Origin of the sequence: Paenibacillus sp. FA6, from assembly GCF_051550225.1 — a bacterium.
Classification (GTDB): domain Bacteria; phylum Bacillota; class Bacilli; order Paenibacillales; family Paenibacillaceae; genus Paenibacillus_AQ.
The window spans coordinates 2,381,845-2,393,981 of sequence record NZ_CP188820.1 but is presented as its reverse complement, the minus strand read 5'-3'; the positions used below and the strand labels follow the sequence as shown (position 1 = coordinate 2,393,981).

Annotated in this window: 9 protein-coding genes; all 9 read left to right on the top strand. The window is 40.6% G+C overall.

Annotation, left to right across the window (positions count from 1 at the left end):
- The first annotated feature begins 231 nt into the window (after positions 1 to 231).
- The 9 genes from ACP8HI_RS11175 (at position 232) to ACP8HI_RS11135 (ending at position 12,117) form a co-directional block, all read left to right on the top strand.
- Positions 232 to 2,004, top strand: coding sequence for an ABC transporter ATP-binding protein (locus ACP8HI_RS11175; protein ID WP_438351151.1), 1,773 nt, complete (start codon positions 232 to 234; stop codon positions 2,002 to 2,004).
- A complete protein-coding gene (locus tag ACP8HI_RS11170) occupies positions 2,001 to 3,857 on the top strand; it encodes an ABC transporter ATP-binding protein (protein ID WP_438351150.1) in 1,857 nt (618 codons plus the stop codon). Before ACP8HI_RS11175 ends, ACP8HI_RS11170 begins: the two co-directional genes overlap by 4 nt.
- 168 nt (positions 3,858 to 4,025) lie before the next feature.
- Complete coding sequence (locus ACP8HI_RS11165; protein ID WP_438351149.1) at positions 4,026 to 4,181, top strand: hypothetical protein; 156 nt, start codon at positions 4,026 to 4,028, stop codon at positions 4,179 to 4,181.
- Entirely contained in the window at positions 4,171 to 4,626 is a 456-nt protein-coding gene (locus ACP8HI_RS11160; protein ID WP_438351148.1) for a GNAT family N-acetyltransferase, read from the top strand. Before ACP8HI_RS11165 ends, ACP8HI_RS11160 begins: the two co-directional genes overlap by 11 nt.
- A 216-nt stretch (positions 4,627 to 4,842) precedes the next feature.
- Positions 4,843 to 6,528: a response regulator gene (locus ACP8HI_RS11155; RefSeq protein ID WP_438351147.1), complete on the top strand. Its 1,686-nt coding sequence runs from the start codon at positions 4,843 to 4,845 to the stop codon at positions 6,526 to 6,528.
- A gap of 100 nt (positions 6,529 to 6,628) precedes the next feature.
- On the top strand, positions 6,629 to 8,335 hold the full coding sequence (locus ACP8HI_RS11150) for a sensor histidine kinase (protein ID WP_438351783.1): 1,707 nt from the start codon (positions 6,629 to 6,631) through the stop codon (positions 8,333 to 8,335).
- 8 nt (positions 8,336 to 8,343) lie between these two features.
- A complete protein-coding gene (locus tag ACP8HI_RS11145) occupies positions 8,344 to 9,309 on the top strand; it encodes a substrate-binding domain-containing protein (RefSeq protein WP_438351146.1) in 966 nt (321 codons plus the stop codon).
- A gap of 144 nt (positions 9,310 to 9,453) precedes the next feature.
- Complete coding sequence (locus ACP8HI_RS11140) at positions 9,454 to 10,470, top strand: galactose ABC transporter substrate-binding protein (protein ID WP_438351782.1); 1,017 nt, start codon at positions 9,454 to 9,456, stop codon at positions 10,468 to 10,470.
- Between the two features lie 135 nt (positions 10,471 to 10,605).
- Positions 10,606 to 12,117, top strand: coding sequence for a sugar ABC transporter ATP-binding protein (locus tag ACP8HI_RS11135; RefSeq protein WP_438351145.1), 1,512 nt, complete (start codon positions 10,606 to 10,608; stop codon positions 12,115 to 12,117).
- The last annotated feature ends 20 nt before the right edge of the window (positions 12,118 to 12,137 follow it).

Genomic DNA, 12,137 nt, shown 5'->3' with positions numbered 1-12,137 from the left:
TTTATAGGCTTTCTTTTCTTTTGGTCAATTAACCTAGGGATATGGAGGAAACGGGAACAATTAATAAGTAAAACTTGATTGTGTGATTCAATTGGCAGATGCTTACGTAACTAGCCTGATTATGATGACATATGCACTTTGCCGCCCTGCAAGGACGGTGGTAAACTTCATTAATGTTCATAAATATATAAAAAAATGTTATGGAGCTTATGCATCCAAAGGAGGAGAAACATGAATGTACTCAGGCAACTACAAAGCTTCTTTTGGGATAAACGGAAGTTTCTGTACTTATCGATCCTAAGTCTAGCAATTGCTACTGCTCTAGGGTTGGTTACCCCGATGTTGCTAAAAAGTCTGATTGATGATGCCATTGTGCCAGGGCAGTATGACAAAGTGCCTATGCTTGCCATTACCGTCATCCTGGTCGTCATTGTAAAAGCTATTATGCAATTTGTAAGCGGTACACTTGGTGGCAGACTAGGTAATCATTTGGCATACCGTTTGCGTAATGCATGTTACGAGAAGCTACAATTTTTATCTTTTCGCTATTATGACACCGCTAAGACAGGCGATTTAATGTCACGTCTTACAGGAGATCTAGAGGCCATTCGAAATTTTGTTGGTTTTGGATTAGCACAAATGATGAATACCGTGTTAATGGTCTTATTCGGGGCGATCATGATGTTCTCAATTAACTGGCAATTGACCTTGGTCACAATGATTAGTGTTCCATTCTTAATTATTGTAGCTCTGAGATTCGAAGGTAAGATTCATCCTGCATTTCGAGAAATGCGCTTAGCATTAAGCACACTAACGACTGCTGTACAGGAGAATGTTACGGGAGTTAGAACGGTTAAATCTTTTGCGCGTGAACCTCATGAAGTTGAGAAGTTCTCCATCCGTAATGAACGCTATAAGACGAACCAAATCTTTACATCAACATTATGGAGTAGGTTCTTTCCATTCATGGAGTTCTTGGCTTCAATCACTGTTGTTTTGCTCCTTACAGTAGGAGGAACCTTTGTCATCAATGGAACACTCACCTTAGGAGAACTGGTAGCCTTCTTCAGTCTGATCTGGTACATAATCGGTCCAATGTGGAATATTGGATTCCTAATTAATAACTATACTCAATCCGAAGCTTCAGGTGAGCGTGTCTTAGAACTACTTAATCACCCCATTGATGTTGAAGACCGTGCAGATGCCGTGGAACTTAAGACGGAGGAAGTTAAGGGACATATTACATTTGATCATGTAACATTTGCCTACGGTAATAAGATTGCTGCGATTAAGGATGTAACTTTTGATGCACCATCAGGTTCTGTTATTGGATTTCTAGGTGGAACGGGTTCAGGTAAGTCAACGATTATTCAGTTACTTATGCATGCTTATAATGTGAATGAGGGAACCGTCAAACTTGACGGAATGGATATACGTGATATTACAGTTCATAGTCTTCGTAACCAGATTGCATCGGTATTTCAGGAAACATTCTTGTTCTCATCTAGCATCCAGAATAATATTTCATACGGGTTGAAAGATGTATCTATGGAAGAAATCATTCGTGCTGCAGAGTTAGCGAAAGCGCATGAATTTATTATGGAGATGCCTGACGGATATAATACGGTCGTTGGAGAACGTGGAATGGGACTCTCTGGTGGACAGAAACAACGGATCGCCATTGCTCGTGCTTTACTGAAGAATCCCAAAATCCTTATTCTTGATGATGCAACCAGTGCAGTTGACATGGAAACAGAACATGAGATCCAGTCTGGATTCCAGGAAGTTATGAAGGGACGTACAACGTTTATTATTGCCCATCGAATATCTTCTCTACGTCATGCAGATGAAATACTGGTACTGGATGAAGGGAAGGTCGTACAAAGAGGTAAGCACGAACATCTAATTACGGTACCAGGTCCTTATCGAGATGTTTATCAAATTCAGTACGCTGATTATATCTCCCGGGTATCTGGGGAAGCAGAAGAGCAGGTGAAATCATGAACACGGGTATAAAGGCAGAAAGGCAGAATCAAAAGCCTAGCAAGGAACCTAGTAAGACTCAAAAAGGTGGCGCCAGATTTGTCTACCAAGATGATGACATTATTAACAAAGCATTTGACTGGGGACAATTCCGTCGATTGTTTGCTTATATGCGACCTTATGCTAAACAATTACTCCCTCTGATCGGATTGATGATGATTCTGGGAACGATCACTAAATTAACAGTTCCTTATCTAACGAGTATGGCGATTGACAAGGCCATTTTTCCTGATAATCCTAATCTAAAGCTACTTTATACGATTGCTGCTGCTATATTAGTGCTATATGCTGTGCAATGGGTAGCATCCTCTTACCGCATTAAATACATGAATATTATTGGGCAGAGAGTCATATTTGATCTTCGAGCTGATTTATTCAAGCATATTCAAAAGCTTTCATTCAATTTCTTTGATAAAAGACCAGCGGGTTCGATTCTAGTCAGGGTTACCAATGATGTGAACTCACTGCAGGAACTCTTCACTAACGGTGTCGTTAACTTAATGATTGACTTTGTTCAGTTGATAGGAATTGTTGTGATTCTATTAATAATCAATGTGAAGCTTGGACTTGCCGTTATTATTACTGTACCGATCATGTTCTTTATTTCTACGAAGTTACGGGTGAAGATTCGTGGAGCTTGGCAGGAAGTTCGAATGAAAGGTTCCCGAATCAACTCACATTTGAATGAATCCATCCAAGGGATTCGTGTTACTCAAGCTTATACGCAAGAGAAAGAAAACATGGAATTCTTTGATGTCATGAATAAAGACGCTAAGAAGTCATGGGATAGAGCTACAACCATGAACCAAGGTTTCGGTCCACTCATAGAAATTACAGGTGGTTTCGGTACGCTAATACTATTCTCGCTCGGTGCCTACTTGATCCAACAAGGCGAACTAACCATTGGTCTACTCGTAGCCTTCTCAAGCTATGTTGGTAACTTCTGGGACCCAATTAACCGTCTGGGTCAAATGTACAATCAATTGTTAGTCGCAATGGCTTCATCGGAACGGATATTCGAATTTATGGATGAGAAGCCTAGTATCGATGATCAATCTAATGCAATAACTCTACCTAAAATTAAAGGGGATATTACGTTTGAGAAGATTGTCTTTGAGTATGAGAAAGGTCGTCAAGCTCTGAAAGGGATAGACCTGAACGTTGAGGCGGGTCAGACTATTGCATTAGTTGGCCATACAGGCTCGGGGAAAAGTACGATTATCAATCTGCTGAGCCGCTTCTACGACATCACGGATGGCAAGATCACTATTGATGGATATGATATTCGGGATGTAAAAGTTGAAAGTTTACGCAGTCAGATCGGTATCGTCTTACAAGATACGTTCATTTTCTCTGGAACGATTCGAGACAATATTCGTTTTGGGCGTTTGGATGCGAAGGATGAAGAGATTGAAGCTGTAGCCAAATCGGTGAATGCTCATGATTTCATTTCCGCTTTACCGCAAGGGTATGACACAGAAGTAGAAGAACGCGGAAATGTGTTGTCTATGGGTCAGCGTCAGCTATTGTCCTTTGCGAGAGCGCTACTAGCTGATCCACGTATTCTAGTGTTGGATGAAGCTACGGCAAGTATTGATACGGAAACAGAACTCAAAATTCAGGAAGCTTTAAAGGTACTACTCCAAGGGCGGACATCATTTATCGTTGCCCATAGACTTTCGACAATACGACATGCGGATAAAATTGTTGTATTGGATCATGGGGAAATCAAGGAAGAGGGAAGTCACGCTGAGTTGATACGGCAGGGGGGGATCTATAATGGGCTCATCGAAGCACAGTTTAGATTCATCTAATATTACACAATGGTTCCATTTACTTGAAAAACCGACATGGATTTCATGAAAATGTAACAATATTATGTAGGAAAAAGTGTGAAATTGTTGAAAATTTATGGAGCGCTCTTGCATTCTGCGTGCCAAACCCTGAAAATAGAGATGATAGATCTATAAGGGGGATGGTAAGTGGTGTGGGGTGCTCCTTTTTCTGCATATTCCAGAAAAATATTGCTGTTGGCAAGTGGAGAATTAGGAAATGAATTTCATGTTGAGAATGCACGAGAGACAGCGAAGCATGCTGCGAGTCTATTGAAAGTGGAGGAATTTGACCATGAACAGTAGTTTGTCTACCCCTACATTGTGTATCCGTAAGTTCCAATGGGATGACTTGGAAAGTCTAAACGCGTTAATGCGAGAATTGAGCTATCCAACGACATTAAGTGTCATGAGAGAACGGATGCAGGAAATGGAGTCTAGCCCTGTATACTGTACACTCATCGCTGAAGTGGATAACAAAGTAGTAGGAGAGATCAGTTTACGGAATATTGTGACCTATTCTAATACTGAACCTACAACTCAGATTACCTCGGTTGTTGTCGCAAAAGATTATCAAGGTCAAGGTATTGGGAAGAGATTGATTCATAGTGCGGAAGAATGGGGCAAGGGACAAGGAAGTAATCTTCTATTTCTTAAAAGTGGCAATCGCGTGGAGCGTGCGCCTGCACGAGCGTTCTATAAACATATTGGATTCACTAATATTGGCTACCATTTCAGCAAAACATTATAGATTGAGCGTTTCGGTCGCGAAAAAGTCTTCTCAGAATATCTAACTTGGTAGAGGACAATAACATACTGGGTGTCCCAAGTCATTTACTAAGGCTCAGGGGCACTATTTTTTTTTGCGTTATTTTCTCAAAAGAAAGTATAATCTAATAGGTGGAAACAATGATGTTTTCACAACATTGTGCAACCGCTTACAAAATGAATGTGAGGAATGAATATCATGTATAAACTTATTTTAGTGGATGATGAAGAGGATGTAAGAGAAGGATTACTTGATGAAATAGCGTGGAAAGAGCATGGTTTCGATGTGGTAGATAAGGCGGAGAATGGTCGAGAAGCAACGGAACTGATTGAGAGATATCATCCTGATGTCGTCGTGACCGATATCCATATGCCCTTTATGAATGGACTGGAGCTTGCCGAATGGATTCGGAACCATTATCCGCATACGAAGATTATTATTTTAACTGGATTTGATGAATTTGAGTATGCTCAGAAAGCAATAAAGATGCAGATTGATGAATATGTTCTTAAGCCCTTCTCTTCTAAGGAGCTGGTTGATGTATTGTTGAAAGTGAAGGATAAACTGGACGAAGAAATAGCTGAACAAGATAACTTAGATCATTTGCTCCAGCATTACCGAGAAAGTCTTCCCATTATGCGAGGCAAGTTTCTCTCCTCACTTATATCAAGGCGTGTATCTATCGCAGAAATCAATGAAAAAGTTCTAAGCTATGAGCTTAACTTGAGTGCTTCGGTATATATGGTCTCCATTGTGAGAGTAGATTATTTCCATGCAGAGTTGCAACAGAAGGAATCATCGCATATGAATGGAGCCCCTTCGGAATCCTTAAAAGATACAAATGATCGACAATTACAATTATTCGCAGTGCTGAATATTACGAATGAAATATGTTTGAAGCACCAAATCGGCGAAGTGTTTCTTCATAATGATGATGTCGTATTATTATTGATGAATCAGGATCAGGATGCAGAGAAGATGATCCAAAGGATGTTAGAAATTTTAGAAGAAGTTAGGCAGAATGTAGAGAAATATTTAAAGCTAACCGTGACCATAGGTGCGGGAACCATGACAAGCTTTCTTGGAGGTGTAAACCTATCCTATAATGATGCATTGCAAGCTTTGGATTATCGTCTGCTTTTGGGTAATAATCGAGTGATTTGGATTGATGATGTGGAGTCAAGAGCAGACCGATTCAAGAATGAGCCTCTTCACTATGATGAATTGAAGCAACAAATGTTAATTCGCTGCATTAAGGTAGGGACAGCTCAGGAAGTGGGAGCTACGGTGAAGAGCCTATTTGCAGGCGAAGAAATGAACCAGCTTACTGTGAAGGATTGTCAGGTATATGTATTAGAAATAATAACTTCTATTATGAAGGTAGCTAAAGAGTTTCGGATGGAGCTCGATGAGATATTCGGTACGAATGAGTACTTTTCTGAGATCACGAAGTTTAATAACTTGAATGAAGTAAAGCTGTGGATTACTGGTATTTGTGTAAAACTCATGAACCACATTTCGAAGGGGCGTCAATCTAATTACAATCAATTGGTAGAGGACGCTAAATCTTACATAGCGATTCATTATCACGAAAATGATATTTCGATTAATAAAGTATGCAAACATTTGCATATAAGCACGGGGTATTTCAGTAGTGTGTTTAAGAAAGAAATGAAGATGACCTTTGTTAACTATTTGATGCAACTCCGGATGGAATCCGCTAAAGATCACTTACGATCAAGTGATTTGAAATCTTTTGAAATTGCGGAGAAGGTTGGGTTTATCGACCCTAATTATTTCAGCTTTTGTTTCCGAAAGCGATTCGGGATATCTCCAAAAGAATATCGAAATAATGTGGGAGGAGCAGTTATTAGTGAGCATTAATTCGAAATATTCATGGATACTTAAACCTTCAAAAACACCAAAAGTCCCGCTTTCTTTTAATGTAAGAAGTATTCAAGTTATTATTACAATTTCATTTACGATGATTACGGTTGTAGTAGTGTTATTAGTCAGCTTATTACTCTACAATAAGTTCGTCAAATCCGCGGAAGATAATGCTTATCTAAACATTCAACAGATTATAGAGCAGGTTAACTCCCATTTGGAGCTATATGTTAAAGGGATGCAGGATATCTATGAAGTGGTGGAACAGCAGATTGGTCAGACGGATAACATCTCTGATTCATTATTGAAAGAACAACTGACGACACTTCTCCACACCCGTGAGGATTTGGTTTCGGTGGCCTTGTTTACACCAGATGGCAACATGGTACTGGATGTTCCAGATGCAACGATGCGACGGAATACACAACTGAAGGAACAAAGTTGGTTTCTGACGGCACTTAAGGAACCGGAAGCAGTCTCCTTTTCTCAACCTCATATTCAGAATTTATACAAAGGTCAATATAAATGGGTTGTTTCATTAAGTAGAATGATCTCTTATAACACGGACGGAGTCATGAAAAAGGGCATTCTGTTGGTCGATGTTAACTTTCGGACGATTGATGAGCTTAGCAGTAAAGTAAGTCTTGGCAAAAAGGGATATGCCTATATTATTGATGATTTAGGAAATATCATTTACCATCCACAGCAGCAACTAATTTATGCAGGACTTAAATATGAGAATATTGAGCCTGTATTTGATTATGCTTTCGGGAGTTATATAGATATATCTACAGCGGAACAAAGGTATATTACGATTCGAACGGTGAAGCCTATTGGTTGGAAAATCGTAGGTGTAGCCTATGCTGATGAGATCGTAACTACGAAGAAGGATCTTCAGGTATTTATATCCTGGTTTCTAGCGGTAGTGATTATTGTAGTCCTATTGATCTCTATCTTCGTGTCTGCCAAAATATCGCAGCCCATTCGAAGGTTAGAGAAAGCAGTTAAACAGGTAGGTCAAGGTGACTTTAATACACCTATTGATGTGAAAGGTGCTTATGAGGTGGAACAGTTATCCAGGAGATTCAACCTCATGTTACACCAGATTCGTCAGCTCATGAGCCAGATTATTATTGAACAGGAAGCTAAACGGAAAAGTGAACTAGATGTATTGCAAGCTCAGATTAATCCACATTTCCTATATAATACGTTGAACTCCGTCATCCGACTTGTGGAGCGAGGGGAAACGGAAGAGGTCGTGACAGCGATCACTTCACTGTCCAAATTATTCCGTATTAGCCTTAGTAAAGGAATGAATATGATCCCGCTAGCGGAAGAATTAGAGCATGTTCGTCATTATTTGATTATCCAAAAGATACGATATAAGAGCAAATTTAACTACAACATGGACGTACAAGATGAAGCCTTAACTTGTATTACGTTGAAGCTCATTATCCAACCCATTGTAGAGAATGCCATCTATCATGGCATTGAGCTCATGCCAGATGAAGGTTGTATTTATATTTCAGTCATGGTCGAAGGGGAGAAAGTCATCATTTCGGTTACGGATAATGGTCTGGGGATGAGTCCTAAAGTGATGGGACAACTGTTAACAGGTGGTGTGAAAAGCGCAGGTGGATCAGGTGTGGGCGTGAAGAACGTTCATGAACGTATCCAATTGTACTACGGCAAGGCGTATGGTCTGACATTCAAGAGTGTAGTGGAGGAAGGAACTACCGTCACAATCACGCTACCTATGATGAGGAATGAATCGGAAAATGCGGAGAGGAAGGGGTTACTATGACCAGATCCATGAAAAGGTTGAAGGTATTAATGGCTTTTCTTTTACTAGTATTGGTTTCTTGTTCGGACACTCCTTCCAGTTTACGCATGACAGATACCATCCGGAAGGTAAGTATGATCGTCAAGATGAATAATGGGGCCTTTTGGAGCACGGTTAAAATGGGCGCTGAGGTCGCTGCGAAAGAATACAATGTGGAGTTAACTTTTCTTGGTCCGGATAGCGAGAATGACATAGAGAGGCAGATCAAGTTAGTTGATGATGCGATTACAAACAAAGCAGATGCGATTATTCTATCAGCAAGTGATTATATGAAGCTAGCACAGGTGACGGATCGCGCAGCCTATCACAAAATTCCGGTCATTTCTATGGATTCGGAGGTAGCTTCAGCCCGTGTGAAGACTTTCGTAGGTACCAATAATTATGAAGCAGGCCAGAAAGCAGCAGAGAGACTGATTACATTGATGGATGGGAAAGGTCAGATTGGCTTGGTCAGTTTTGTAGAGGGAGCTCGTAATGCGGATGAGAGAGCATCAGGTATGTTGGACTATTTTGCGCGTTTCCCCAACGTAGAAGTAGTGGATACCGTATATTGTGGATCTGACGTTCAGCTCGCAGCGGAGTTAACGAATGAGATGCTTCGTAAATACCCTCATATAAGAGGAATAATTGCTTTGAACGAAGTAGCAGGTATTGGTGTTTCCCAAGAAGTACTGAAACTAGGATTTGTAGGGAAAGTGAAAATTATTACATTTGATAGTCCTCCTGAGGTGATTGAAATGCTACAAGAGGGAATTGTTCAGGCAACGGTCATTCAGAACCCTTATAGCAACGGATATTTAGCCGTGAAGCATGCTGTTGAAGCTATTGAGGGGATACATGTCCCTGAAAGAGTGGATACAGGTTCCAAATTGATAGATTTAGATAATATGTTGTGGCCAGAAAATCAGAAGCAACTGTTCCCATTCGTTAGGTAATGTGTAAGTCATGAGAATTTTTATATAAAACAGGAGTATTTTATATTTGGTTTAAGAACCCTTTCAACGATAATAAAGTATATCCAATAGGATATCGAATTTCAAAGAAAAGTAAACGGGAGGTCTATTTTAATGAAAAAAAGTATGAAGAGAATTACACCCGCCCTGCTCGCAGGTGCATTGCTTGCTACTGTTATGGCAGGTTGTTCTAACTCGGCAGACGGAGGTAAAGAACCTCAAATTGGGGTAGCGATTTACAAATTCGATGATACCTTCATGACGGGTGTTCGTAACTCGATTAAAACAAATGCTGAAGGAAAAGCCAAGGTAGAGATTGTAGATAGCCAGAATTCTCAACCCACGCAGAATGACAAAGTAGATTTGTTTGTTACGAAGAAAATGAATGCTCTATTAATTAATCCCGTAGATCGGACAGCGGCAGGCGTTATTATTGATAAAGCGAAGACAGCTGATATTCCTGTCGTATTCCTTAATCGTGAACCACTTCCTGATGATATGAAGAAATGGGATAAAGTATATTATGTCGGTGCCAAAGCAGAAGAATCTGGCACGATGTCAGGTGAGCTAATTGCTGATTATTGGAAGGCACATCCTGAAGCTGATAAGAACAAGGATGGGGTCCTACAATATGTCATGTTAAAAGGTGAACCAGGACACCAAGATGCTGAGTTAAGAACAAAGTATTCCATTGAAGCGATTGAAGCAGCAGGGATCAAGGTGGAGAAGGTTGCAGAAGACACAGGCATGTGGGATCGCGTTAAAGGTCAAGAAAAAATGGCTGCATTTCTTGGGGCGAACGGAGAAAAAATTGAGGCTGTTCTCGCCAATAACGATGATATGGCTCTCGGTGCGATTGAGGCCCTAAAAGCTACTGGCTATTTCAAAGGTGATAAATATATGCCAGTTGTCGGTGTAGATGCAACTGCTCCAGCAATAGAAGCATTGAAAGATGGAACTATGCTAGGAACCGTCCTTAATGATGCGAATAACCAAGGTAAAGCATCAGTGGTTCTAGCTACACTTTTGGCTAATGGAGAGACACCTTCTAAGGAAAATTCAGGTTTTGATATTACCGACAATCAATATGTTTGGATTAAATATAAGAAAATTACGAAGGACAATATCGACGAAGCGAAATAAGTGGGTATCTATCGGGGGAGCAGGATGTTTCACGAGAATCCTGCTCCCTTTATAGATTGTAAGGTCGTGATAAGGATATAGAGCGATGTGCCTCTAAGGGCAACACATAGGTCACGTAGGAGGAGGCGAAGAACCATGGCTGATCATGAGTTTTTGCTAGAAATGAAGGAGATAACCAAGGAATTCCCAGGTGTAAAGGCATTGGATGGCGTTAGCTTGCAAGTACGTCCCGGAACGGTACACGCTCTTATGGGTGAGAATGGGGCGGGAAAATCAACGTTAATGAAATGTCTTTACGGTATTTATGAGCCAGATGCTGGTCAGATTATGCTGGATGGCATACAAGTTGAAATACACAACTCCAAGGATGCACTAAATTTGGGTGTTTCGATGATTCATCAAGAACTTCACCCCGTACCCTTTCGCAATGTGATGGAGAATATTTGGTTAGGTCGATTTCCAACAAAGGGGATTGGTCCAATCCAATTTATCGATCATAAGAAGATGTATAAGGACACGGAAGACCTATTTAAGGAGCTTGATATTGACTTGAAGCCAGACTTGATTGTTGGAAGTTTATCCGTATCCAAAATCCAATCCATTGAAATCGCGAAAGCTGTCTCCTTCCATTCAAGGGTTATTGTGATGGATGAACCAACCTCTTCGCTGACTAGCGTTGAAGTAGAGCACTTATTCCGCATTATCCGTGACCTGCAGAAGCGAGGAGTAGCCATTATTTATATATCGCACAAAATGGAGGAGATTCTACAAATCTCTGACGATGTGACCATTATGCGAGACGGAAAGAGAATTGGTACATGGCCTGCAAAGGAATTAACGACAGATAGTATCATTTCCAAGATGGTAGGACGTGACCTCACGAATCGTTTTCCAAAACGAGATAATGTGCCAAGTGACGTTATTCTGAAAGTACAAGACTTAACATCTACGCAGTCTAGATCTTTTAAAAATATATCGTTTGATCTTCGCAAAGGTGAGATTCTGGGAATTGGTGGCTTAGTTGGAGCACAACGCACAGAACTTATTGAAGCATTATTCGGGCTTAGGGAAATTGCTTCAGGAACCATTTCTTTAAATGGCAAGGAGGTCAAAATCAGATCAGCGGAAGATGCCAAACGGATGGGGATGGCACTACTAACGGAAGAAAGGCGTGCAACCGGTATTTTCTCAGTCTTATCTGTACATGAGAATGGGGCTATAGCTAATATGGATCGGTATCAGAAGCCGTATCTGTTGCTTGATAAGAAGCGGAAGAAAAAAGAAGTCGATTATATGATCGAGAAATTACGTACGAAGACACCAACTACCCGTACGCTAATGATGAATCTTTCGGGTGGCAATCAGCAAAAGGTATTATTGGCTAGGTGGTTACTAACAGAACCGGAAATTCTTCTGTTAGATGAACCAACACGAGGAATCGATGTTGGAGCAAAATACGAGATATATACCATTATTGCTGACTTGGCGAAACAAGGGAAAAGCATCATTATGATTTCTTCTGAGATGCCTGAACTGCTTGGGATGTCTGACCGGATTATGGTGATGTCCGAAGGTCGTTTAACGGGAATCGTTGAGGGTAACGTTGCTACTCAAGAACAAATTATGACTCTAGCTGCCCAGCACTAAGGCATCAACGAAGGGAGAAT

Coding starts and splice junctions, on each gene's coding strand:
- ACP8HI_RS11175 (WP_438351151.1), top strand. CDS start 232: ATGAATGTACTCAGGCAACTACAAAGCTTCTTTTGGGATAAACGGAAG.
- ACP8HI_RS11170 (WP_438351150.1), top strand. CDS start 2,001: ATGAACACGGGTATAAAGGCAGAAAGGCAGAATCAAAAGCCTAGCAAG.
- ACP8HI_RS11160 (WP_438351148.1), top strand. CDS start 4,171: ATGAACAGTAGTTTGTCTACCCCTACATTGTGTATCCGTAAGTTCCAA.
- ACP8HI_RS11155 (WP_438351147.1), top strand. CDS start 4,843: ATGTATAAACTTATTTTAGTGGATGATGAAGAGGATGTAAGAGAAGGA.
- ACP8HI_RS11150 (WP_438351783.1), top strand. CDS start 6,629: ATGATTACGGTTGTAGTAGTGTTATTAGTCAGCTTATTACTCTACAAT.
- ACP8HI_RS11145 (WP_438351146.1), top strand. CDS start 8,344: ATGAAAAGGTTGAAGGTATTAATGGCTTTTCTTTTACTAGTATTGGTT.
- ACP8HI_RS11140 (WP_438351782.1), top strand. CDS start 9,454: ATGAAGAGAATTACACCCGCCCTGCTCGCAGGTGCATTGCTTGCTACT.
- ACP8HI_RS11135 (WP_438351145.1), top strand. CDS start 10,606: ATGGCTGATCATGAGTTTTTGCTAGAAATGAAGGAGATAACCAAGGAA.